Source organism: Mesorhizobium sp. WSM4817 (assembly GCF_055811135.1).
Window position 1 is genome coordinate 266060 of the sequence record NZ_JBVVQQ010000006.1, and the last position, 24170, is coordinate 290229.

Below are 24170 nucleotides of genomic sequence, written 5' to 3' on the forward strand. Positions count from 1 at the left end.
GGCTGACGCCATCAGGCAGCGGCTGCTGACGATCCATGCACCAATGCCGACCAGCGGCCCGGCGTGACACCGTACGCCTTCTTGAAGTGCCTGCTGAAATGACTTTGGTCGTTGAAACCGGCCGCTATTGCGATCTGCGCCAATGACTCGCTCGCCTCGATCATGCGGCGTGCTCGTTGAAGCCGGCGCATCAAGAGAAATCGGTGCGGACTGGTGGAGAAAGCGGCACGGAAATGCCGCGACAGGGCATAGCGATCGAGCCCGGTGATCGCCTCCAGCTCCTCGGAACGGACGGTACGGAAAACATTTTCTTCCAGATAGTCGCGTGCCAGGCTAACAGCCCGCCACGCTGTCCTTGGGATCGGTTTCGCCGGCAGGCCTGAATGCCGTGCCAGGCTTTGCATCAATTGCGCAACGAAGTCGGCGACAAACAGATCGTCCAGCTTCTGGTCCAACGGCCCCAGCGCCGAAAGCAGCCGCGTGCGGAAAACAGGATCCGTCACCACGGCATTCCTGACGAAAGGCAGCGATGCGCCTGTCTGATTGAGGCAGTCCAGCACGATGGACGGCTCCAGATAAAGTATCCTGTAACGCAAACCGTCTTCAGTGCCGGCGCCGCCATCGTGCAATTCGTCGGGATGGAGCACGATAATCTGGCCGGGCAGGCTGTGATGCGTCGCGCCGCGATACCGGAAAGTCTGGACGCCATGCAGCGTCACGCCGATGGCGTAGGTATCGTGACGATGGAGATCGAAGGCGCTGCCGTGGAACCGGGCCTCGATACGCTCCATTCCGACGCAATCGGGCGCCGAGATGACGCAGTTCTCAGCCGCGTCAACGCACAAACGTCCAAGACCCTGAAAGGCCTCGCCATCTAGACCGTGTGACATCGCCTCATTCACAAACCTCGAATGGCAAATGTCTCATGTTCGACACGAAATTTGCAATCGTGCTGCAGGATAACCTTCCCGTCTGGCAAAAGCTCAACGTAACCGCGTTCCTGACCAGCGGCATCGTCGCGCAGTATAGCGACATCATCGGCGAACCGTATCGCGACCGCGCCGGCAATATCTATAATCCGCTCTCGATCCAGCCGATCATCGTGCTTTCGGCCGATCGCTCGACGCTCAGTGCGATCCACCGGCGGGCGCTGGAACGCGGTGTGACGACCTCGCTCTACGTCGACGAAATGTTTTCGACCGGCCACGACGCGGCGAACCGCGCCGTCTTTGCCGAATTCGCACCCGATGATGCCAAGGTCGTCGGCATCGCGCTGCGCGCCGAAAAGAAGCTTGTCGACAAGATCACCAAAGGTGCCCGCATGCATCCCTGATGCATATCGACACTGGTTCATCCTGTTGACGCTCGGTGTCCTAGGTGCTCGTCATCGTCGCCAGCGCGGCTTTTATATCATTCATCGCGAGCACCGGCTTCGCGTGCGCAACCGCGCTGCCCTCGACGTCGAGGTGGATGCGCTGGCAAAAAAACTTTGATTTGTTTCGGAAGGGTGGCATAAGGCCGCGTTTAAACTGTTTAGACCATGATCCCGAAAACGGGCATCCGGTTTCGCTGGAGATCATGGATCAGCTCTGGATCGTCGGGGGAGCGCAAGGCGCTGGCACAGAAGATCAAGCTTTCGACGATCGCGGATGCGCTCGGTGTGTCCACGGCCACGGTCTCGCTGGCCCTGCGCGACAGCCCGCTGGTTGCTGGAAACACCCGCGATCGCATCAAGGAACATGCCCGCGCCATCGGCTATATCTACAATCGCCGCGCCGCCAGCCTGCGCACCTCGCGTTCGGGCATCGTCGGCGTCGTCGTCCACGACATCATGAATCCTTTCTTCGCCGAGATCCTGCGCTCGATCGAAAGCGAGCTCGACCGCAGCCGGCAGACCTTCATCCTGTCGAACCATTACGACCAGCTCGAAAAGCAGCGCACCTTCATCGACACGCTGCTGCAGCTTGGCGCCGACGGCGTCATCATGTCGCCGGCCATCGGCACGCCGCCCGAAGACATCTTCATGGCCGAGGAAAACGGCCTGCCGGCGGTGCTGATCGCACGCACCGTCGAAGGCGCTGACGTGCCGGTGTTTCGTGGCGACGATGCCTATGGCACCGGGCTAGCCACCAACCATCTGATCTCGCTCGGCCATAAACGCATCGCCATGATCGGCGGCACCGACCAGACCTCGACCGGCCGCGACCGCTATCAAGGCTATCTCAACGCCATGGAGGCGGCAGGGCTGGAGGTCAGGCCGTCCTGGCGCATTCCCGGCCCGCGCACCAAACAGGCTGGCTTCGAGGCCGCCGGGCAGTTCCTGGCGCTGAAGGACAAGCCGACCGCGGCCTGCTGCTGGAACGACCTCGTCGCCATCGGCCTGATGAACGGCATTGCACGCGCCGGACTCGTGCCGGGCATTGACATATCCGTGACCGGCTACGACGATCTCGAGGAAGCAGCGATCGCGACGCCGGCGCTGACCACCGTGTGGAATGGCCAGCGTGAAGTTGGCCGCCGCGCCGCCAGCGCGCTGCTCGACAAGCTCAATGGGCAGATGGTGCGACCGTCGCAGGAACTGATCAAGCCGGAACTGCATGTGCGCCAGTCGACCGGCAAACCAGTGGAACGTGCATGACAAAAGCCGAACAGCAGCAAGCAGTCGCCATTCTGGTGCCGGGCCAATTCAACGACCACGCGGTCGGCCGCATCGACCGGACGTTCAGCCGTGCCTGGATCGAACGGCCTGATGCGTCGCTGGTCACCGACGAGATGCGCCGGACGGTGCGCGGCATTGCCGCCTTTGGCGGGATCAACGCAGCCCTCATCGACGCGCTGCCGAATCTCGAGATCATCGCCAATTTCGGCGTCGGCTATGATTCGGTCGATGCCCGTCACGCAGCGCAGCGCGGCGTCATGGTCACCAACACGCCGGATGTGCTGACCGAGGAGGTCGCCGATACGGCGATCGGGCTTTTGATCAACGCCGTCCGCGAGCTGCCGCGCGCCGAGACCTGGCTGCGCGACGGCAGTTGGGCACGCAACGGCAACTATCCGCTAAGCCGGCTGACCTTGCGCGGCCGTCGTGTCGGTATTTTCGGCATGGGCCGCATCGGTCTCGTCATTGCGCGCCGGCTGGAGGCCTTTGGGCTGCCGATCGCCTATCACAACCGGCGCCAGGTCGAAGGTTTGCCCTACGAATACCACGGCACGCTGAAAGGCCTTGCCGAGGCGGTCGATACGCTGATCTCGGTGGCGCCCGGCGGCGCCTCGACGGAAAAGGCGGTCAACGCCGAGATCCTGTCGGCGCTCGGCCCGAATGGCGTCTTCGTCAACATCGGTCGCGGCAGCACGGTCGACGAGGCAGCTCTTGCCGCGGCGCTTGCCGGCGGCACCATCGCCGCTGCCGGGCTCGACGTCTTCGCTGACGAGCCGAACGTGCCGCCGGCGCTGCTCGCCGCCCCCAACACTTCACTTTTGCCGCATGTCGGCTCGGCTTCGGAACATACCCGCCGCGCCATGGCCGATCTGTGCGTCGACAATCTGATTTCCTGGTTTTCGAAGGGGAGGGCGTTGACGCCGGTGCCGGAAACGGAAAAGCTCAAGGCGCGCAGCTGAGCGGCACGCTTTCCTATTTGTTAACCACGGTTTAACGCTTTGAAATCATCTTTATCTATCGCCAAACACCCGGAGAACGCAGATGAAAGCACTTGCTGCATTGATAGCGGTGGTCGCGCTGTTCGGCAGCGTTCAGCTGTTTCACAGCGGAGGCGAAGGCCGCACAGCCGATGAGTCAGCGCAGTCGCCCGGCGACTACCGGCTGGTGGCCAATGGCGACGAAGCGTCCTGCGCGGTCAAGCGCGGCACTGAGGTTGCGCATGGCCTGTCGCTGTTGACGGTCACTGCGAATTGCCACCGTGTCTTGCCCGGCATCGAGCGCGCGAAATTCTGGCGTGAGCAGGATGACGGCACGGTCACCTTCAGCGCGAACGGCATCGACCCGATCGTCACTTTCGGCGTCGCCGACGGCGACGGTTATGAATCCTACGCACCAGCCCTGCCGCTGCTGTCGCTGGCGGCCGGCAGCGATTGACGTTGACGTCCGACGAACTATTCCGCGGCGGCCCACGCGCCGGATTTCGCCGCGGCGTGCAGGCGCACCGCGTCGCCGAAGGCGCGGAATATCCTTGCTGAGACGCTGTCCGACTTGACCCAGTATTCGGGATGCCACTGGACGCCGACGGCGAAAGCGCGGGCGTCGCGCACCGAAACCGCCTCGACCGTGCCGTCGCTGGCTACCGCCTCTATCTGCAGCTTCGGGCCGAGCCGGTCGATGGCCTGGCGGTGCACCGAATTGACCAAGATGTCGCCTGCCCCGAACACGCCGGCGAGGCAGCTTCCGGGCTTGATCGAAATGGTCTGGCGGATGGCGAAGCGTTCGTCCTGATTGTCGCTCGCCGGTGCCCGATGGTCCAGCGATCCCTCGCGCTCCTGGATTTCTGTGGCTAGCGTGCCGCCCAGCGCCACATTCATCTCCTGGATGCCGCGGCAGATGGCGAGCAGCGGCACGCCGCGCTCCACTGCCTTGCGGATCAGCGGCAGCGTCGTGGCGTCGCGGGCCGGATCGTAGGGGCCGTTGGCCTCGCTGGCATCGCCGCCATAGTGCGAGGGATGAACATTGGACTTCGAGCCGGTGATCATGACGCCGTCGACCGATGACAGGAGTTCATCGAAATCGAGCCGGTCGCCGAAGGACGGCACCAGCACCGGGAACACGCCGGCCGCCGAAAGCGCCGCCTCCAGATATTGCTGCGGAGCGGCATGCCAGGTGTAGTTGTCGAACTGGCGGACGTCGGTCGATATGGCGACAAGCGGCTGCTGCATTTTTGATCCGGGTCCATTCAGTGCAAGGATTGTTCTGCCTTTAAAATAGGCGATCCGAAGGCGCTTTGCCATGACAAGTTCGGCATGTCGCATGGGCCACGGAAGGGGCGTTAGACTTAAGTTGCAGGAGGTGCGTTCGCGCCGCGCATTTCGCGAAAACGCCGCCGGCAAAACCGGCTCCGATGGCTGGACTCGACTTCTTGCCCGTGTATTGTTTGCCGCGAAGCCGATCCGGGGCACAGAGCATCTCCCGAACGTCGGACTGTTGATCCAATAGGGAGGACTTCATGGATCGTCGATCATTCATCCGCAAGGCCGGTGTGACCGGTGTCGGCGCTGCGGCGGCTACGGCGGCGCTTGCCGCGCCGGCTATCGCCCAAACCAATCCGAAAGTGACATGGCGCCTGGCGTCGTCCTTCCCGAAATCCCTCGATACGATCTATGGTGGCGCCGAGGTCTTTTCCAGGATGCTTTCGGAGGCGACCGACCGCAACTTCCAGGTCCAGGTCTTCGCCGCTGGTGAACTGGTGCCCGGCCTGCAGGCCGCGGACGCCACCACCGCCGGCACCGTCGAGGCCTGCCATACGGTGGCATATTATTATTGGGGCAAGGACCCGACATGGGCACTAGGTGCCGCGGTTCCGTTCTCGCTCAACGCGCGCGGCATCAATGCCTGGCATTACCACGGCGGCGGCATCGACCTGTTCAACGAGTTTCTCGCCACGCAGGGCCTTTTTGGCCTGCCGGGCGGCAACACCGGCGTGCAGATGGGCGGCTGGTTCCGCAAGGAGATCAACACCGTCGCCGACCTTTCGGGACTCAAGATGCGCATCGGTGGCTTTGCCGGCAAAGTGGTGGAAAGGCTCGGCGTCGTGCCGCAGCAGATCGCCGGCGGCGATATCTATCCAGCGCTGGAGAAAGGCACCATCGACGCCGCCGAATGGGTCGGCCCTTATGACGATGAGAAGCTCGGGTTCTACAAGGTCGCGCCCAATTATTATTATCCCGGCTGGTGGGAAGGCGGGCCGACCGTCCATCTGATGTTCAACAAGGCAAAATACGAGGAGCTTTCGCCGGCCTACAAGGCGCTGGTGCGCACCGCCGCGCAGGCCGCCGACGCCAACATGCTGCAGAAATACGACTTTCTGAATCCGGCGGCCGTGAGGCGGCTGGTGTCCGCGGGCGCCAAATTGCGCCCGTTCAGCCCGGAAATCTTGGCAGCCTGCTCCGAAAAGGCAAACGAGGTCTATGCCGAGATGGAAGCCTCAAACGCGCCGTTCAAGAAGATATGGGACTCGATCAAGGCGTTCCGCAAGGAGCACTATCTCTGGGCGCAGGTGGCCGAGTACAATTACGACACCTTCATGATGGTCCAGCAGCGCTCCGCCAAACTCTGACAACAGTTTCGGCGCCACGCGTTCTTCGGACGCGTGGCGCCGAAGCGATTCTATTTGCTGATCAGGCCGGTACCACCAGCACCTTGACCTCGCCTGGCGCAGGCGGATTGGCGATCACCGCAGCCGCATCCTCAAGCGTCACCTGCCGGGAGATGAGCTTGTCGATCTCGATCGCACCCGAGGCGATGAGATCGGCAGCCCGGCGATGCGTAAACGGATTGAGGAACGACCCCAGCACCCTCAATTCCCGGAACAACAGGTCGAAAGGCTCGAATTCGGCCTTCATGCCTTGAGGCATCACGCCGACGACGACAACCGTGCCACCGGCCCTGGCGAGCCGCATCGATTGCTCGACCGTGTCCCTTACGCCGGCACATTCGAACACCACATCGACACCACCCGGCAGGAGGCCCGACGGACCGACGACCGTGTCGATGATGTCGCAAGCGGTTGGATCGCCCGTCGCTGTTGCGCCCAATTCTTCTGCAAGGGCACGCCGCGAGGCCTGGCGCGTCGACAGGATGATTGTCGTCGCGCCGGCAAGCCTCGCCAGTTGCACGGTGAGCAGGCCGATCACGCCACCGCCAAGCACGGCGACCGAGGAGCCGGGTCTGATCTGCGCCAGGTCCACGCCATGCAGGCAGCAGCCAAGCGGCTCGCAGAACGCGCCATGCGTCGGCCTCAGGTCTTTCGGGAGGAGGAAGGCCTGCTTGTGAGGCAGCACGACACATTCGGCGAAGCCGCCGTCGCGGCGGATGCCGATGGCAACCAGATTATGGCACAGATTGATGCGACCGGCGTGGCAGTGCGGACAGTGCCCGCAGGCGATGTTGGGATCGCCGGTGACGCGATCGCCGACCGAAAAGCCGGACACGGCGGTTCCAATCGCCTCGACGATCCCGGAGAATTCATGTCCGAGCGTCACCGGCGGCGTACAGGGAAATTCGCCATGGAAAAGATGCCGGTCAGTGCCGCAGACGCCGCAGGCCTCGATCCGTACCAGGAGATCGTCCGGCCCGGCCACGGGCTTGTCGACCTCCCGAAGGGCGATGCTGCCGATGCCCTCCAGCCGCACCGCTTTCATGTCTGTAGAGCCTCCGGCGTCAATTGAAACTCGGTGGTTGGGACAGATCGGGCGCTGGCGCTGCCGGCTTGGCAGCCGGCGTTTCACCGAAATTCGGCGGCTGCGACAGATCCGGTGCAGGCGCAGTCGGCGCCGTGCCGCCATCCGCAGGCGGAACGCCGAGCGGCGACAGGCTCGGCGTTTCCGGCACCTGGTAGTCGATCGTGCCCGGGTCCGCTGCCGTGCCCTTGTAGTGCATCACCATTTGCGGGAAGGCGATGGTCAAGCCGATCATGATCACCTGGATGCAAACGAAGGGCACCGCCCCCCAATAGATCTGACCGGTGGTTACCGGCGCGATCTTTTTGCCGGTGAGGCGATCGAGATAGGGCACCCGGGCGGCGACCGAACGCAGGTAGAACAGCGCGAAGCCGAATGGCGGGTGCATGAAGCTGGTCTGCATGTTGACGCCGAGCAGCACGCCGAACCAGATCAGGTCGATTCCGAGCTTGTCGGCGGCCGGCGCCAAAAGCGGCACGATGATGAAGGCGAGCTCGAAGAAATCGAGGAAGAAGGCGAGCAGGAAGACGAGGATGTTGACGCCGATCAGGAAACCGATCTCGCCGCCCGGCAGCGATGTCAGGAGGTGTTCGACCCAGATATGGCCGTTGACACCGTAGAAAGTGAGCGAGAACACGCGCGCGCCGATCAGGATGAACAGCACGAACGACGACAGCCGCGTCGTCGACGCCAGCGCCTGCTTGATCACGTCCAGCGACAGCCGCCCCTTCATCGCCGCCATGATCAGCGCACCGACAGCGCCCATGGCGCCGCCTTCGGTCGGCGTGGCGATGCCGAGGAAGATGGTGCCCAACACCAGGAAGATGAGCGCCAGTGGCGGGATCAGCACGATGATCACCTGCTGAGCCAGCCGCGACATCATGTTGATCTTCAGGCGCTGGTCGGCGATTGCCACGACATAGATGGAGATCACGCCGATGGTGGCGCCAAGGATGTCGGCGTTTTGGCCCTGCGAGGGCGCCAGATAGCGATAGGCCGCGTAGGAAACCACGATTGCCGCCAGCACCGCGACCAGCAGCGACAGGACACCGTGGCCGAGGGTGCGGGCCTCAAGTGGCAGCGCCGGCATCGAGTTCGGCCGAATGATCGACATGATCACGATATACATCATATAAAGGCCGGTCAGCACCATCCCCGGGATCAGCGCACCCGCATACATGTCGCCGACCGAGCGGCCGAGCTGGTCGGCCAGAACGATCAGCACCAGCGACGGCGGAATGATCTGGGCGAGCGTGCCCGACGCGGCGATGACGCCGGATGCCACACGGCGGTCATAGCCGTAGCGCAGCATGATCGGCAGCGAGATCAGGCCCATGGCGATGACGGAGGCAGCCACCACCCCCGTGGTTGCGGCAAGCAGCGCGCCGACGAAGATCACGGCATAGGCGAGGCCGCCGCGGATCGGCCCGAACAATTGGCCGATCGTATCGAGCAGGTCCTCGGCCATGCCCGATCGTTCGAGCACGATGCCCATGAAGGTGAAGAACGGGATGGCCAGCAGCGTGTCGTTCGACATTACCCGGCTGCCGTAGAAATTGTCCGGCAGCGCGTGCAGCAGCGGCCAGGCGAGATTGATCGATCCGCCCGAATAGGGTGACAGCACAACACCGATGAAGAAGAACAGCAGGCCGTTGGCGGCGAGTGAGAAGGCGACCGGGTAGCCGATCAGCAGGAAGATGACCAGCGAGGCGAACATGATCGGCGCCATGTTCTGGGCGATGAACTCGATCACGAGCGCACCTCTTCGGCAAGCGCCTTGGCTTCGAGTTCGGCCTGCTCATGCACCGATATGAACGGGGTGGGATCGTCCATGTCGCCGCGCATGATGGCGATCTTCTTGATGATCTCCGAGACGCCCTGCAGCGCGAGCAGGAAAAAGCCGGCCAGCAGGATCGCCTTCGCCGGCCAGATGATCAGCCCGCCCGAATTGTTCGACATTTCGCCGCTGCGAAACGACAGCGACACATAGGGAACGAAATAGATCACCATCAGCGTGACGAACGGCATCAGGAAAAAGAGGTGACCGAAGAGGTCGATCCAGTGCTGCACGCGGCGCGAGAACATGCCGTAGACGACGTCGATGCGGATATGGTCGTTCTGCTTGAGCGTGTAGGCGGCGGCCAGCATGAAGGCGGCGCCGAACAAATACCACTGCAGTTCCAGCCAGGCGTTCGACGACATGTCGAACGTCTTTCGGATGACCGCATTGGCGGCACTGACCAGGACTGCCAGCAGGATCAGCCACGACACCCATTTTCCGATGAACTCGTTCACACGGTCAATGGTTCTGGATAGAGTGAGAAGCCCTGCCATACATTCCTCCCTTTACGCATCGGCCCGAAAATCGGTCTCGATTTTCGGAAAGCACGGTGCGTGACTCAAAGAATTAGCGGCGCGTCGATTCCCGCTTGTTTCCGCCGCTTTGATGTGGCCCAACGGTATGCCGTGCGTGGCCCGGCGGGTCAACACAGGGCAGACCGAGTAAAACAATCTTGTGGGATGGGGAAGGGGCGAAACAGCCGCGGAAGGGATCATGCGCAAAAATCAAAGTGGCAGCCAACGCTAGCCGGGTTGGCGCAGTCAGACGATCTTGCTCTGGTCTCGCCCGGCGCCGATCAGCACCAGCATGGCGACGAGGAACAGATACATCCAGGCGTCGCGCCACTCGACCGGAAAATAGCCGGCCCACAGCGATTCGGCCATGCCGAAAGCGGCAGCGCCAAGTGCTGCCCGCAACGGCGAGAGATAGCCGCCCACCGCCGTCACGAACAGGATTTTCAGCCCGTAGACCAGGCCGGAGCCGAAGCTGATGTTGCCATAGTAGAGGCCGGCGAGCACACCGGCCAGCGCCGCGCAAAGGCCGCCGGCGAGCACCGCGTGCCGAAACACCGCGCGCACGTCGACGCCGCACATGGCGGCGGCTTTGGGGTCGTCGGACACGGCGCGCCAGCGCCGGCCGAAACTCGAGCGGGCGAACGCCCAGGAGGCGAGCACAATGGTTGCCACGACGATCCCGCAGTCGAGCAATTGGATAAGCGTCAGGGTGGCATTGAAGTTGGCCCCGTTCGCAAAAATGATGGGCTGGGCCAGCATTGGCGGCAGCCACAGATCATGCGTGTCAGCGGCGATGCGGCTTGCCTCCGACAGCAGCAGCAATATGCCCAGCGTCGTCACCACGATCGCATTGGGCGTGCGGTCGGCCAGCGGCTCGAAGATGCTGCGCGACAGGACATGGCTGATCAGCCCCGCATACAGGAACGCCGCGACAATACCGAGCGCGACGGCCGCGAACAGGGTCAGCCACAGGGCCTGATAGCCGAAGGCCGCGGTGAGGATCATCGTCTGTCCGCAAAAGGCGAACAGCGCCCCATAGGCGAGGTTCGTCCGGTGCAGGATGCCGTTGGTCAGCACATAGCCGAAGGCGAGCAGGGCATAGAGCGCGCCGGAATGCAGCCCGTTCAGCACCTGCTGGAAGAAATAGAGCATGCCAATGTCCTTGGATCGCGGAGAACCGCGTCCGTGCGGAGCAGATTTGCATCGGCAATCTAACTTGTCAAACGCAGCTTATCGGTTAGAAATGGCGCCCATGACGGTTTCCTGGACCCCGCACCGCTTCACTGGCGGCCTTCTTGCGCTCGACACGGCGAACACCGTCGTGCTGCGCGGCGATCCCCGGAAAACCTTCGACCGATTCAAAGACCCGGCGGAGATCGCCCGTTTCGCCGACACGGCGAGCGTCATTCGCGCCGCCGAGCTTGGCGGCAGGCGGCTCGAAGCGCCGTTCCCGGACAAGATCGCGCCGGTCGTGCTGGCGATCCGCGAGACGACCGACCGGCTGTTTCGTCGTGCGGTGTCGAAGGGCGCGGTCACTACAGGCGATCTGCCTGGCTTCCTGAAGGCCTGCGCCGACGGTCTCGCGGACGGCCGCACCGAGATCGGTGCGCCGGGACGGCCGTTCGGCGAGCCGGCGACGCCCATCGCCTTCGAGGCGGCACTGGCGGTTTCCGCACTGTCGCTGCTGCAGGCTGACACCGTCGCAAGGCTGAGGATCTGCCCCAATTGCAGCTGGTTGTTTCTCGACCGAAGCCGCAATTCCAGCCGTCGTTGGTGCGACATGGCGGTGTGCGGCAACCGCCAGAAGGCAAGTCGCCACTATCGCCGCCGAACGGCAGCCAGAGGGACCGCCAATGTCTAGGAAAATCTTGCGCCTGATCGTTGTCGGCGCCATGCTCGTGGCCGCGGCAACGCTCGGCGCCTGCCGCGATACCGGCAAGGACGGCGAAGGCAGATTGTTCGAGATTTCCGGCAGGCTGGTCGTCTTCAATTATCGCCTCGCAAGGGCAACCTTTGTCGTCACGCTGAGGCCGCTGCAGCCTATGGAGGAAGGACAGGTTGCGGTCGCCAGCTTCCAGAACCCAGCAGGCGGCGAGCCGCTGATCATCGAACAGAAAATCTGGCCGAAGCTCGGCAAGGTGTCGCTGGAGAGCCCGGCGCTTTCCTGTATCGTCAAGGACAAGCCCTATGCGATCTCGATCAGCATCAAGGATGCCAACGGTGCAATCCTCCAGAAGATCGACACCACGCTGATGTCGACGCAGGACCAATCGGTCCTGCCCGACCGGCCGCTGGTCATCGATCAGCTCTATACGCCCAATCCAGAGCTTGCCGGCCATCCGGACGGCAAGCTGCCGGGCGCGCCCAAGCCCGACTGCTCGAAGGCCGGCTGACGCAACATCGCCGGTATCGGTCGCGGCCGGAATTTTCTTGGCGCTGACGGACCAATTGGTGAGCGTTTCTTACAGCATCGGGCGTGGAACGAATCGTTTGTTGCGCTTCGCCTGGCATCTTCGATTTTGTTTGACCTGCCCGGCAAGGGGAGAAACACTGCAGCTTCCAACCCCGACGTTGGCTGCGCTCGAACTGCGGCCTCCGCAGAGGAAATGCCTGATGACGCTGCATGATGTCGCGCTCGACGACAAGTTCGACCTGAGAAAGGAGCGCATCTTCCTTTCCGGCGCGCAGGCGGTCATTCGCATGCTTTTGATGCAGCGCGAGCGCGACCGCCGGGCTGGCCTGAACACCGCCGGCTTCGTCTCCGGCTATCGCGGCTCGCCGCTCGGCGGCCTCGACATGCAGCTTTGGAAGGCCAGGAAGCAGCTCGCCCAGTCGGACATCGTCTTCCAGCCCGGCCTCAACGAGGAGCTCGCAGCCACCGCCTGCTGGGGATCGCAGCAGGCCGAATTGCTGGGTGAGGGCACGCATGACGGCGTCTTTTCGGTCTGGTACGGCAAGGGACCGGGCGTCGACCGCTCCGGCGACGTCTTCCGCCATGCCAATCTCGCCGGCTCGTCAAGACATGGCGGCGTGCTCGCCCTTATGGGCGACGACCACATGGCCGAGTCCTCGACCAACGCGCACGCGACCGAGTTCCTGTTTGTCGACACCATGGTGCCGATCCTCAATCCGGCCGGGGTCCAGGAGATCATCGACTATGGGCTCTATGGCATTGCCATGTCGCGCTTCGCCGGCACCTGGGCGGCGATCAAATGCGTCAAGGACAACGTCGAATCGACGGCTTCGGTCGATGCCGCGCTCGAACGGCTTGATATCGTCGTCCCGGACTTCGAGATGCCGCCCGGCGGCCTCAACATCCGCAACGAGATCGACATGCTCGGCCAGGAGGAGCGACTGCATGAATACAAACGCGCCGCCGCTTCGGCCTTTATCCACGCCAACGGGCTGAATCGGATTGTCTATTCCGGCGGCAGTGGCCCGAAGCTTGGCATCGTCACCGTCGGCAAGAGCTATCTTGACGTTCGCCAGGCGCTGGAAGACATCGGCGTCGACGAAGCCGCCGCCAACCGCATCGGCATCAGGCTGTTCAAGGTTGGCTGCCCGTGGCCGCTCGACCTGCAGCACATCACCGACTTCGCTCGCGGCCTCGACACCATCGTCGTCGTCGAGGAGAAACGCTCGCTGATCGAGGTGCAACTGCGCGAGAACCTTTACGGCACCGCCATGCAGCCGATCATCGTCGGCAAGAAGGACGAGCGCGGCGACGGGCTGTTCCCGGCCAAGGGCGCGCTCGATCCCAACGACATCGCCATCGCGCTCGGGGAGAGAATCTTGCGGACGATCGGTCCGTCGGACGAGATCGCCGCGCGGGTGGCGAAACTTCGCCAGTTCCAGGCGATGCTCGCCGAGACAACAGACATTGCCTCGCGCACGCCCTTCTTCTGCTCCGGCTGTCCGCACAATTCCTCGACCAAGGTGCCCGACGGCTCGCTCGCCGCCGCTGGCATCGGCTGCCATTTCATGGCGCTGTGGATGGATCGCGACACCGTAGGTTTCACCGCCATGGGCGGTGAGGGCGCGCAATGGGTCGGCCAGGCGCCGTTCTCGAAGCGCGACCACATCTTCCAGAATCTCGGCGACGGCACCTACAACCACTCCGGCGCGCTGGCAATCCGCTTCGCGCTGTCGACCGACGCCAACATCACCTACAAGATCCTCTACAACGACGCCGTCGCCATGACCGGCGGCCAGCCGCACGAGGGTGGCCTGACCGTGGACATGATTGCCAGGCAGGTGCGGGCCGAGGGCGTCGAGCGGATCGCCATCGTCACCGACGAACCGGCCAAATATACCGGCAAGGTCGAATTCCCCGCCGGCGCCACCATCCATCACCGCGACGACCTCGACCTCGTGCAGCGCGAATTGCGCGCGGTCAGAGGCACATCCGTGCTGATCTACGACCAGACCTGCGCCGCCGAAAAGCGCCGCCGCCGCAAGCGCGGCACCTTCCCCGATCCCGACAAGCGCGTCTTCATCAACGAACTGGTCTGCGAAGGCTGCGGCGATTGTGGGGTGCAGTCGAATTGTGTGTCGATCCAGCCGGTCGAGACCGAATTCGGCCGCAAGCGCAAGATCGATCAGTCGAGCTGCAACAAGGATTTCTCCTGCATCAACGGCTTCTGTCCGTCCTTCGTCACCGTGCATGGCGCCAAGATCAGGAAGGCCGAGGGTATGGCCGGCACCACCGATCCGCTCGACGGCGTTCCCACGCCCGCGGAATTCCCGCTCGGTGACCAAGGCTGGACGGCGATCATCAATGGCGTCGGCGGCACCGGCGTCGTCACCATCGGCGCGGTGCTTGGCATGGCGGCTCATCTCGAAGACAAAGGCTGCGGCATGATCGACATGGCCGGCCTTGCCCAGAAGGGCGGCTCGGTTTTCACCCACGTCCGCATCGCGCGCAGCCCGGGCGATATCCATGCCATCCGCGTTTCGGCCGGCAAGGCAGACCTTGTGCTTGGCTGCGACCTGGTCGTGTCGGGCGCCCAAAAGGTGCTCGCCGCGGTGCGCGAAGGCCACACGATCTTCCTCGCCAACACCGCGGAGATCATGCCGGGCGAGTTTACCCGGTCGGCCGATTTCTCGCTGCCGGTTGAGCGGCTGAAAAAGGCGATCCGCACTGCCGCCGGCGACGACAAGGCGCATTTTTTCGATGCCACCCGCACCGCCACCGCGCTGTTCGGCAGCTCGCTCGGCGCCAACATGTTCATGCTCGGCTTCGCCTTTCAGCATGGCGGCTTGCCGCTGTCTGCCGAGGCAGTCGAAAAGGCGATCGAGCTCAACGGCCAGTCGGTGGCGATGAACGTCTCAGCCTTCCGCTGGGGTCGCCGCGCCGCCCACCAGCCGGATTTCGTGCGCGCCCTCGTCGTCCAGCCGGGCACGGCTGCACAGAACACCGCTGTCGTCGAAACGCTCGATGACGCCATCGCCCGCCGCGTCGCCTTCCTCACCGCCTATCAGAACGCCGCCCATGGCAAGCGCTATGCCGACAGAGTGGCCGTGCTGCGCAAGGCCGAAGCCAGCGTGGCGCCCGGTTCGACTGATGTGACCGAAGCCGCCGCGAGGAACCTGTTCAAGCTGATGGCGATCAAGGACGAATACGAGGTGGCAAGGCTCTACACCGATGGCTCCTTTGTCGCTGAACTGGGCAAGCAGTTCCAGAGCTACGACAAACTCGAATTCCATCTCGCGCCGCCGATCATGGCCAGGCGCGGCAAGGACGGCAAGCCGAGGAAGTCGAGCTTCGGTCCCTGGATGATGAAGGGATTCCGCCTGCTGGCAGCGATGAAAGGCTTGCGCGGCACGGTCTTTGATGTGTTCGGCTACAGCTCCGAAAGGCGTATGGAACGGCAGCTTCTTGCGCAGTACGAGGCCGACCTGGAGCTTGTCGCCGGCGCGCTGGCGCCAGGCAAGGTCGAGGCCGCGGCAGCGCTTGCCTCGGTGCCGGCACTCATTCGCGGCTATGGTCACGTCAGGCGGGCCAGCGCCGAAAAGGCCGCCGGCGAGCGCCTGAGGCTGCTCGATCGCCTGGCGAAGACACCGGCTCGGCCGGAACTCCAGGCCGCCGAGTGATCGATATGTCTTGTTTACCTGAGCTTCCCTGGCGTTAGCCGACCTGATGGTGAGGCCCGGAACCGCCTCTCTAAATCTTTCTTAAGGCTGATGTGACACAGCTTGCCTCCCCAGGGTGGGACTCAGGCGTGAATCTGAAAAGAAAAAACGAGATCCCGGTCGACGTCTACATTCCGTTCGTGGAAACTCTGTTCCGCGACAGCCTGACGCTTTCGATTGGATTCTTTGCCCAAACCCTGCTGGTCGCCCTGGTCTACTGGAAGACCAGAGATCCGATCTACATTGCGGTGGTCGCCGGATTTCTGATCGTCGCATTTCTGCGTCTGCGTAACATCAGAAAATACCGCCACGCCCCGTCACCCAGGAATTGGGAGGAGGCGCGCCGCCGCGAAAATGATTACATTTTCTACGGCTCCATGCATGGTTTCATGCTGGGCGCCTTCTGTTTCGCCGGCATCTACTTGGCGCATGACAACTATGCCGAAATCGCCGCTGTCTGCGTTACGCTGGCGTCCGCCACGGCGATCGCCGGCCGCAATTACGGCTCCCCGAGGATGGTCATGATCTTCATCATGACCATGACGTGGTCGATCTCGCTGGGCTTTATCCTGCGTGGCGATGTCTACCATGTGATCCTCGGTCTGATGTCGGCTCCCTTCCTATTCGCGATCAAACGCTTCGCCGATGTGGTCAGGGAGGTGCTTTTCGCCGCTTTGTCCGAAGAGAAGAAGGCGAACCGCCTCGCCCAGCGCTTCAATCGGGCGCTGAACACCATGTCGCACGGGCTTGTCATGCTCGGCCCTGACGGCCGGGTGGTGGTGGCCAACGCCGAAGCCGCGCATCTGATGTCGCTCAAGTCGCCCGACGCGCTGCTCGGGCGATCGATCCACGGCCTGCTGATGCGCGGCGTTGCCGGCGGCATGCTGGCGCCGAAGGACTGCCGCTACATCGAAGCCCAGCTTACGCGCGCCCTGCGCGAGGGCCGCGACCGCAAGGTTCTCGTCTCGCTCGCGAACGGGCAGCACTATGAGTTCTCGGCGCGTGAGGGCAGCCAGGAACTGGGCGTCATCACCTTCGAGGATGTGACGGCCCGCGTCGAGGCAGAAGGCAAGATCCGCTTCATGGCGCGCTACGACAGCCTCACCGGCCTGCCCAACCGCGCCTATTTCCACGAGCTGATCGGAGAGGCCATGGCATCCGGTGACCTCGAGCGTCTCTGCGGGCTCGCCGTGCTCGACCTCGACGACTTCAAGAGCGTCAACGACACGCTTGGCCACCCGGTCGGCGACGGATTGATCTACGCCGTCGCGGAGCGGCTGGCAGCGATCGCCGGACCAGGCGTCACCATCAGCCGTTTCGGTGGCGACGAGTTCATGGCCTTCTTCGACCGCGTTGAGGACGAGAGCCACCTGACCAGCCAAATCGACAGGATTTTCATTGAACTGCAGGGCGAGGTCGACGTCGCCGGCCACGGACTGCGTATCCAGGCCAGCGGTGGCGCGGTGCTGTCGCGGGTCAGGGATACCGATGTCGACGCCATGATCGTCAAGGCGGACCTGGCGCTCTACAAAGCCAAGGAACTCGGCAAGAACACCTGGCGGCTGTTCGAGGCATCGATGGATGCCGCTTTCCGCAACCGTCAGATGATGAAGGCGGATCTGCGCACTGCGGTGGAAAGCAAGGGTTTGCGGGTGGTTTACCAGCCGATCGTGGCGATGAGCACGATGCGCATAGCCAGCTGCGAAGCGCTGTGCCGTTGGGACCACCCCGATCTCGGACCGATCTCGCCCAGCATCTTCATTCCGCTGGCGGAGGAAATGGGCATTATCTCCGAGATCAGCACCTTCGTCCTGCATGCGGCGTGCGTCGAATGCGCCAAATGGCCAGCACGGACCAGTGTCTCGGTCAATCTCTCGGCCAAGGACTTTCGCAACCGCGACGTTGTGCAAAAGGTTCGCGATGCGCTCGCCAGCTCCGGCCTCGCCGCCGGCCGCCTGGAGATTGAGGTCACCGAGACGGCGCTGCTCGACGACAAGTCGCTGACGCGTCAGTATATCGCGGAATTGAAGCGGCTTGGCGTGCGCATCGCGCTCGACGATTTCGGCACCGGCTATTCGAGCCTGAGTTATCTCCACAAACTGCCGCTCGACAAGATCAAGATCGACCGTTCATTCCTGATGGACGTCACCCAGAACAGCCGTTCGCTCGAACTGCTCAAGGGCATCGTCAATCTGTCACGGCCGCTGGGGCTTTCGGTGACAGTCGAGGGCGTCGAGACTTTCGAGCAGCTCAAGATCCTGGCCTTGCAGGTCAAGCCGGACCTGGTCCAGGGATTCCTGTTCGGCTCGGCGCTCAGCGCATCCGGTATCGAAACGATGGCGAGCACGGTCTGGCCCTTCGCCAAGGACATCAAGACGGCCAGCAAGGCGACGCATCGCTGAATTCGCCGGAAGACCTGGTACTTTAGTATAATTCTGCCGATTATTAACCTTAATAGCCGGTAAATAATTTCTATCTTGTTTTCATCTTTACATCATACGGCCCTGCCGTAGTGTTGATCGCGGCGGCAGTTGCGGGGAACGAGTTGATGATTGTCGAGTTGACTTCACCTCGCCAAGCGGCGGGTGCGGACGGGACTAATGCGTCTGACGATATGTCCGGCTTTGCCAGGAACGTCTCGGCGATGCTCGAGCGGACGGAATATCGCCGCTGCGACAAGGGCGAAGATCTCGAAGACATTTACAGGTTGCGCTACAAATCTTACCGTCTGAGCGATATGGTCCCGGAGAATCCCGACCATATTGTGCATGACGAGCTCGACGAAGCGGCCAATTGTTCCAAGTTCGGAATCTATATCGACGGCGTTCTGGTCAGTACGCTGCGTATTCACCATGCCTGCAGCGCCACGCCGCAGTCGCCTTCCACGACGGTTTATGGCGACATATTGCGCCCTATGATGGCGTCTGGTCTGCATTTTGCCGATCCCAGCCGCTTTGCCGCCGATCCGGACTGGTCGCGGGTCTATCCGCAAATTCCGTATCTGACGCTGCGCCTCGCTGGCATGGCATGCTTCTACTTCGACGCGCCTTATTGTCTCTCCACCATCCGCCCGGAACATGCAGGCTTCTATCGTCGCATTTACTGTTCCGAGCAAATTGGCGAGTTACGCAATTATCCGGGCCTGAATTACAAGGTCGTGCTCTACCGAGCCGACGTCAGCGCCATTCGCGAACGGTCTTTCTCCCGGTTCCCATTCTTTCGGTCGACGCCGATGGAGCAGCGCATGCTGTTTGAGACACCCAGTGCCGGTGAACTCGCGCCGCTGACCATTCTGCCGACCGCCAAATACTACCGCGAAGCCGCCTGACAATTGGCAAATTTAGAGCGCGGCTGGAGCTTTCAGGCCGCTTCGGCGTTCTGGGAGGCGCGCCGGTGGTGCGCGGACGACGTCAATCTGGATCGCTTCGGCGGAAATTCTACCGAAAGGAACCCGACATGACCATTCCCACGCTCGCACTCACTCCGTTGATCTCGCTGATTGCCGGCGTGCTGATCCTGGTGATGCCGCGACTCCTCAACTACATCGTCGCGCTCTACCTGATCGTCGTCGGCCTGCTTGGGCTGTTTCCGCAACTCGCCGGCTGAAAATGTCGGCAGGCGCGGCGCGTTAGCCGGAAAGCAAGCGCGAGGCGGCAGCCGCGAGCGCCTCCGAAACGACATCCTGCATCTGGCGGCTCCAATTTTCTTTTGAGGCTGTTGTCTCCAGCGATGCGGCAATAGCGCCATTGCCCTCGGCCTGGCTTTTCGCTATGTGCCTGAAAGATGTCTTCGAAGGGGTATTCCTATGGCTGATCACTCGCCGACCGGTCCTGTCGAACTAGGCGCGAAGATGGACTATGCCGAGCACGACCGCACCTATGCCGGCTTTATCATGCTCGCCAAATACGGGTCGCTGTTTTGCGCCGCCGTGCTTCTGGCAATGGCTTTCGGTTTCTTTGCGGGCGGCTTCTTCTCGGGCTTTGTCCTGTTCGTTCTGATCCTCGCCGTCGGCGCTTTCATTCTCCGGTAAATTCTTCAAAACCCCCTTGCCCGCGACATCGCCGGAAGTTCGGTCGGCGTCCTGCGCAGACAGGTTCCAGCCGAAAGGATCATGCGGTGGGACAGACGGTTTTCATCCCTCGTGAGCTCGATGCGAACGAGCCGCGCGTTGCTGCCTCGCCCGACACGGTGAAGCGGCTGGCGGGGCTGGGGTTTGACGTCATCGTCGAAAGCGGCGCCGGCACGGCATCGCGCATTCCCGACGAGGAGTTCGCCAAGGCCGGCGCTGCGATCGGTAAGGCCGGCGATGTCGCCAAGGCTGATGTGGTGCTGAAGGTGCGCCGGCCTGATGAGGCGGAGCTGAAGGCCTATCGCCCGGGCAGTGCCGTCATCGCCATCATCGATCCCTATGGCAACGATGCTGCGGTCGATGCTCTGGCAAGGGCCGGCGTCACCGCCTTCTCGATGGAGTTCATGCCGCGCATCACGCGCGCCCAATCGATGGATGTCCTGTCCAGCCAGGCCAACCTCGCCGGCTATCAGGCGGTGATCGACGCGGCTGCCGAATATGACCGGGCGCTGCCGATGATGATGACGGCGGCGGGCACGGTGCCGGCGGCGAAAGCTTTCGTCATGGGCGTCGGCGTCGCCGGCCTGCAGGCGATCGCTACTGCGCGTCGTCTCGGTGCCGTGGTCACCGCCACCGACGTGCGTCCCGCCGCCAAGGAACAGGTCGCCTCGCTCGGCGCAAAGTTCCTGGCGGTCGAGGATGAGGAGTTCAAGGCGGCCGAGACGGCTGGCGGCTACGCCAAGGAAATGTCTAGGGAATACCAGGCCAAGCAAGCCGCGCTGACTGCCGAGCACATCGCCAAGCAGGACATCGTCATCACCACGGCGCTGATTCCCGGCCGTCCGGCGCCGAAGCTCGTTTCGGCCGCGATGGTCGCCTCGATGAAGCCGGGCTCGGTGATCGTCGACCTGGCGGTCGAGCGCGGCGGCAATGTCGAGGGCGCCGTGCCCGGGCAGGTGGTGACCACGGTCAACGGCGTGAAAATCGTCGGCCATATCAACGTGCCGGGCCGCGTCGCTGCCTCCGCCTCGCTGCTCTATGCCAGGAACCTGTTTGCGTTCCTCGAGACGCTGGTCGACAAGACCACCAAGACGCTTGCCATCAACCGCGACGACGAACTGGTCAAGGCGACGATGCTGACCGATGGCGGCCAGGTCGTGCATCCGGCCTTCGCCGGCAAGCCGGCGGTGATGATCGCCTCGGCCGAGCCTGCGAAGCCCGCCGCTGCAAAAAATCCAGCCCTGCCAAAGAAAGCTGCCGCATCCAGGAAAGCTGCCGCACCCAAATCGCCCGCTAATAAGTCGAAAGGGATCGCGTGATGGACCAGACCTTGCAGAAAGCCCTCGACCAGCTCGACCAGGCTACCGCCGCCGTCCGGCTCGCTGTGCAGGATCTGGCCACAGCTCCAGGCGGCACCGATGCGGCGGGCGACGCCGCGCACGCGCTGTCCGGCGGGGCAATCGATCCGTTCGTCTTCCGCTTCGCCATTTTCGTGCTGGCGATCTTTGTCGGCTATTACGTCGTCTGGTCGGTGACGCCGGCGCTGCACACGCCGCTGATGGCCGTCACCAACGCCATTTCCTCGGTCATCGTCGTCGGCGCGCTGCTTGCCGTCGGCATCTCGGCGTCCGGCATCGCCACCGGCTTCGGTTTCGTCGCGCTGATGCTGGTCTCGGTCAATATCTTCGGCGGCTTTCTCGTCACCCAGCGCATGCTGGCGATGTACAAGAAGAAGGACAAGTAGAGCGCCATGAACGCCAACTTCGCCTCCTTCCTCTATCTGGTCTCCGGCATCCTGTTCATCCTGGCATTGCGCGGCCTGTCGCACCCGACCACGAGCCGCCAGGGCAACATGTACGGCATGATCGGCATGGGCATCGCCATTGCCACCACGCTGGCGCTGGCGACCCCTTCGGCGGGAGGCTTCGGTCTCATCGTGCTCGGCCTTTTGATCGGCGGCTCGGTCGGAGCGGTCACCGCACGGCGCATCGCCATGACCTCGATGCCGCAGCTGGTCGCCGCCTTCCATTCGCTGGTTGGCCTTGCCGCCGTCATGGTGGCGGCTGCCGCCGTCTATGCGCCGGAAAGTTTTGACATCGGCACGGTCGCCGACATCCACGCCCAGGCGCTGATCGAGATGAGCCTCGGCGTCGCCATCGGCGCCATCACCTTCACCGGCTCGGTCATCGCCTTCCTCAAGCTCGACGGCCGCATGTCGGGCAAGCCGATCATGATCGGCGGCCGTCATTTCATCAACGCCGCCCTCGGCATCGGACTGATCGTGCTGATCGTGCTGCTCGTCACCACCGAGTCCAAGCTGGTGTTCTGGCTGATCGTGGCGGCATCGCTTGTCCTTGGCGTCCTTCTCATCATCCCGATCGGCGGCGCCGACATGCCGGTGGTCGTCTCGATGCTGAATTCCTATTCGGGCTGGGCGGCTGCGGCACTCGGCTTCACGCTCGGCAATCTGGCTCTGATCATCACCGGCGCGCTGGTCGGCTCGTCCGGAGCGATCCTGTCCTACATCATGTGCAAGGGCATGAACCGGTCGTTCATCTCGGTCATCCTCGGCGGCTTCGGCGGCGAGACGTCCGCCACTGCCGACGACGGCATCGAGCGCACGGTCAAGCAGGGTTCGGCCGACGATGCCGCCTATCTGATGATGAACGCGCAGAAGGTCGTCATCGTGCCTGGTTACGGCATGGCGGTCGCCCAGGCGCAGCACGCGCTGCGCGAGATGGCCGACAAGCTCAAGGCCAATGGCGTCGACGTGAAATACGCCATTCATCCGGTCGCCGGCCGCATGCCCGGCCACATGAACGTGCTCCTGGCCGAAGCCAACGTGCCTTACGACGAAGTGTTTGAGCTCGAGGACATCAACTCCGAATTCGCGCAGGCCGACGTCGCCTATGTCATCGGCGCCAACGACGTCACCAACCCGTCCGCCCGCGACGACAAGTCGTCGCCGATCTACGGCATGCCGATCCTCGATGTCGACAAGGCTCGCACCTGTCTGTTCGTCAAGCGCTCGCTCGGCTCCGGCTATGCCGGCATTGACAACACGCTGTTCTACAAGGACGGCACCATGATGCTGCTCGGCGACGCCAAGAAGATGACCGAAGAGATCGTCAAGGCCATGGATCACTGATCCGGGTTACCCCGACAATCGTCCCACTGCGAGCGTTGCCTTTCACCGGAGTGCCACCGTTCCATAGGCTGAAGCGGCGATTGAACTGCAAAGGTCAAACCACTCGCACCCGCCGCAAGCACCCCGGGTGCGGCCCGAAGAGAACGCATCGCGCATACTTCGCAGAAGCGAGGGATGGAGCTGAAGTTCCATGTCCTCGGCAATCGAGTACCCCAGAAGCGTACCAACACTGGCCGCCGCCTGACGGTCGCGCTCCGTCACGCTGTCGCGAAGGCAGTGCGGCTCCGCCTCACCGAGCAGGGGCGCGCAAATATCGTCAGGCCCGGAGACGATCAGGATGTGTTCGCCTGCGGAGAGCCGAGCCGCGATCGCGTCGAAATTGGCGACGAACGCAGCGCTGTAACCCTTGCCTGCGTAAGTCAGCAGGCAAAGGAGATGGTGCGGCCGCAGCCGGACGGTCATTTTTGCGCGCGGGTCATGAGCTTGAGCGTCACCGCGGCCAATGCCGACTTGAGCGCCCCGCCGATCAGGAACGGCGCGACGCCGTGGACAATTGCCTGTTCGATGCCAATGGCGACGGAAAGCCATGCCGCGCCCAGCACGAGGCAAAGCGCGTTTCCCAGGAGCATGGAGACGAACGCCAGCCAGGGGCGGTTGCCGTTCCAGCCGTGCTCCGCCAGCCATCCCGTGAGCGCGCCGACCACGGGGAAGGCAAAGAGGTATCCGGCGGTCGGGCCGACAAAGTGATGCGCACCGGCAGCGCCCCCAGATAAAACCGGCAACCCGATCGCGCCTTCGACCAACCATGCAACGATCGTGGCCGCGCCGAGTCTCCAGCCGTAGACCGCACCGATCAGGGTGACCGCAAAGGTCTGCATGGTCACGGGCACCGGAACCATAGGCACTTCGATGTAAGACGCCAGCGCCAGAAATACGGTTCCCAGGACGACCGCCCCGATCTGCCAGGACAGCGACCAGTCGCGGATGCGCTGCGCGCTTGAAGCCGCGTGGCTGGCGGAGGTGGGGTTATGAGGCATATGTGTTCTCTTTCGTACTGGCTGT

At 63.1% G+C, this 24170-nt stretch carries 23 protein-coding genes and 1 pseudogene; 16 read left to right on the plus strand and 8 right to left on the minus strand.

Features of this window, described 5'->3' with window-relative positions; all coding sequences use genetic code 11:
* Positions 1-11 precede the first annotated feature (11 nt).
* Complete coding sequence (locus AC0L2K_RS11740; protein ID WP_287246688.1) at positions 12-890, minus strand: AraC family transcriptional regulator; 879 nt, start codon at positions 888-890, stop codon at positions 12-14.
* 35 nt (positions 891-925) lie between these two features.
* Here AC0L2K_RS11740 and AC0L2K_RS11745 point away from each other — a divergent pair, with 35 nt between their 5' ends.
* The 5 genes and pseudogenes from AC0L2K_RS11745 (at position 926) to AC0L2K_RS11765 (ending at position 4093) form a co-directional block, all read left to right on the plus strand.
* Complete coding sequence (locus AC0L2K_RS11745) at positions 926-1333, plus strand: DUF2000 family protein (protein WP_128168385.1); 408 nt, start codon at positions 926-928, stop codon at positions 1331-1333.
* Between the two features lie 67 nt (positions 1334-1400).
* Positions 1401-1493: pseudogene (locus tag AC0L2K_RS11750) on the plus strand (EamA/RhaT family transporter); the annotation flags it as partial.
* Positions 1494-1615: 122 nt separating this feature from the next.
* Positions 1616-2638 (plus strand): LacI family DNA-binding transcriptional regulator, encoded by a 1023-nt coding sequence (locus tag AC0L2K_RS11755; protein WP_023796812.1) that lies wholly within the window; start codon positions 1616-1618, stop codon positions 2636-2638.
* Entirely contained in the window at positions 2635-3618 is a 984-nt protein-coding gene (locus tag AC0L2K_RS11760; protein ID WP_473531405.1) for a 2-hydroxyacid dehydrogenase, read from the plus strand. Before AC0L2K_RS11755 ends, AC0L2K_RS11760 begins: the two co-directional genes overlap by 4 nt.
* A gap of 82 nt (positions 3619-3700) precedes the next feature.
* Positions 3701-4093: a hypothetical protein gene (locus tag AC0L2K_RS11765; RefSeq protein ID WP_473531406.1), complete on the plus strand. Its 393-nt coding sequence runs from the start codon at positions 3701-3703 to the stop codon at positions 4091-4093.
* A gap of 17 nt (positions 4094-4110) precedes the next feature.
* On the opposite strand, the gene AC0L2K_RS11770 is transcribed toward AC0L2K_RS11765, so the two are convergent.
* Complete coding sequence (locus tag AC0L2K_RS11770) at positions 4111-4884, minus strand: gamma-glutamyl-gamma-aminobutyrate hydrolase family protein (protein WP_419695744.1); 774 nt, start codon at positions 4882-4884, stop codon at positions 4111-4113.
* Positions 4885-5171: 287 nt separating this feature from the next.
* Between AC0L2K_RS11770 and AC0L2K_RS11775 the strand changes: the two genes are divergently transcribed.
* A complete protein-coding gene (locus AC0L2K_RS11775; RefSeq protein WP_473531407.1) occupies positions 5172-6281 on the plus strand; it encodes a TRAP transporter substrate-binding protein in 1110 nt (369 codons plus the stop codon).
* Positions 6282-6342: 61 nt separating this feature from the next.
* Here the strand turns inward: AC0L2K_RS11775 and AC0L2K_RS11780 are convergent, their stop codons facing one another.
* The 4 genes from AC0L2K_RS11780 to AC0L2K_RS11795 all read right to left on the minus strand — a co-directional run bounded on the left by AC0L2K_RS11780 (position 6343) and on the right by AC0L2K_RS11795 (position 10911).
* Positions 6343-7365, minus strand: a complete 1023-nt coding sequence (locus AC0L2K_RS11780) for a zinc-dependent alcohol dehydrogenase family protein (protein ID WP_473531408.1) — start codon at positions 7363-7365, stop codon at positions 6343-6345.
* Positions 7366-7384: 19 nt separating this feature from the next.
* Entirely contained in the window at positions 7385-9154 is a 1770-nt protein-coding gene (locus AC0L2K_RS11785) for a TRAP transporter large permease (RefSeq protein WP_473531432.1), read from the minus strand.
* Positions 9154-9738 carry a TRAP transporter small permease subunit gene (locus AC0L2K_RS11790; protein WP_023796806.1) on the minus strand — a complete coding sequence of 195 codons (585 nt, stop codon included), beginning with the start codon at positions 9736-9738 and terminating at the stop codon, positions 9154-9156. The genes AC0L2K_RS11785 and AC0L2K_RS11790 overlap by 1 nt, the downstream gene beginning before the upstream one ends.
* A 267-nt stretch (positions 9739-10005) precedes the next feature.
* Positions 10006-10911, minus strand: coding sequence for a branched-chain amino acid ABC transporter permease (locus AC0L2K_RS11795; RefSeq protein WP_023796805.1), 906 nt, complete (start codon positions 10909-10911; stop codon positions 10006-10008).
* Positions 10912-11011: 100 nt separating this feature from the next.
* Between AC0L2K_RS11795 and AC0L2K_RS11800 the strand changes: the two genes are divergently transcribed.
* The 10 genes from AC0L2K_RS11800 (at position 11012) to AC0L2K_RS11845 (ending at position 23108) form a co-directional block, all read left to right on the plus strand.
* The gene (locus tag AC0L2K_RS11800; protein WP_128172907.1) at positions 11012-11620 is read left to right on the plus strand and encodes a CGNR zinc finger domain-containing protein; all 609 of its coding nucleotides are present in this window, start codon (positions 11012-11014) and stop codon (positions 11618-11620) included.
* A complete protein-coding gene (locus AC0L2K_RS11805; protein ID WP_128172908.1) occupies positions 11613-12152 on the plus strand; it encodes a hypothetical protein in 540 nt (179 codons plus the stop codon). Before AC0L2K_RS11800 ends, AC0L2K_RS11805 begins: the two co-directional genes overlap by 8 nt.
* Before the next feature lie 220 nt (positions 12153-12372).
* Complete coding sequence (locus tag AC0L2K_RS11810; RefSeq protein ID WP_473531409.1) at positions 12373-15852, plus strand: indolepyruvate ferredoxin oxidoreductase family protein; 3480 nt, start codon at positions 12373-12375, stop codon at positions 15850-15852.
* Positions 15853-15980: 128 nt separating this feature from the next.
* A complete protein-coding gene (locus AC0L2K_RS11815; RefSeq protein WP_473531410.1) occupies positions 15981-18293 on the plus strand; it encodes a putative bifunctional diguanylate cyclase/phosphodiesterase in 2313 nt (770 codons plus the stop codon).
* Between the two features lie 146 nt (positions 18294-18439).
* Positions 18440-19219: an N-acyl amino acid synthase FeeM domain-containing protein gene (locus AC0L2K_RS11820; RefSeq protein ID WP_473531411.1), complete on the plus strand. Its 780-nt coding sequence runs from the start codon at positions 18440-18442 to the stop codon at positions 19217-19219.
* A gap of 128 nt (positions 19220-19347) precedes the next feature.
* Positions 19348-19497: a DUF3096 domain-containing protein gene (locus tag AC0L2K_RS11825; RefSeq protein ID WP_023796799.1), complete on the plus strand. Its 150-nt coding sequence runs from the start codon at positions 19348-19350 to the stop codon at positions 19495-19497.
* Between the two features lie 199 nt (positions 19498-19696).
* A complete protein-coding gene (locus AC0L2K_RS11830; RefSeq protein ID WP_023796798.1) occupies positions 19697-19921 on the plus strand; it encodes an aa3-type cytochrome c oxidase subunit IV in 225 nt (74 codons plus the stop codon).
* An 86-nt stretch (positions 19922-20007) separates the two neighbouring features.
* A complete protein-coding gene (locus AC0L2K_RS11835; protein WP_473531412.1) occupies positions 20008-21279 on the plus strand; it encodes a Re/Si-specific NAD(P)(+) transhydrogenase subunit alpha in 1272 nt (423 codons plus the stop codon).
* Positions 21279-21704 carry an NAD(P) transhydrogenase subunit alpha part 2 gene (locus tag AC0L2K_RS11840; RefSeq protein WP_029347614.1) on the plus strand — a complete coding sequence of 142 codons (426 nt, stop codon included), beginning with the start codon at positions 21279-21281 and terminating at the stop codon, positions 21702-21704. The genes AC0L2K_RS11835 and AC0L2K_RS11840 overlap by 1 nt, the downstream gene beginning before the upstream one ends.
* 6 nt (positions 21705-21710) lie before the next feature.
* Entirely contained in the window at positions 21711-23108 is a 1398-nt protein-coding gene (locus AC0L2K_RS11845; RefSeq protein WP_023796795.1) for an NAD(P)(+) transhydrogenase (Re/Si-specific) subunit beta, read from the plus strand.
* A gap of 42 nt (positions 23109-23150) precedes the next feature.
* Here the strand turns inward: AC0L2K_RS11845 and AC0L2K_RS11850 are convergent, their stop codons facing one another.
* Both AC0L2K_RS11850 and AC0L2K_RS11855 read right to left on the minus strand, forming a co-directional pair.
* Positions 23151-23570, minus strand: a complete 420-nt coding sequence (locus AC0L2K_RS11850) for a DUF1284 domain-containing protein (protein ID WP_473531413.1) — start codon at positions 23568-23570, stop codon at positions 23151-23153.
* Positions 23567-24145 carry a biotin transporter BioY gene (locus AC0L2K_RS11855; RefSeq protein WP_473531414.1) on the minus strand — a complete coding sequence of 193 codons (579 nt, stop codon included), beginning with the start codon at positions 24143-24145 and terminating at the stop codon, positions 23567-23569. Before AC0L2K_RS11855 ends, AC0L2K_RS11850 begins: the two co-directional genes overlap by 4 nt.
* Positions 24146-24170: the final 25 nt, after the last annotated feature.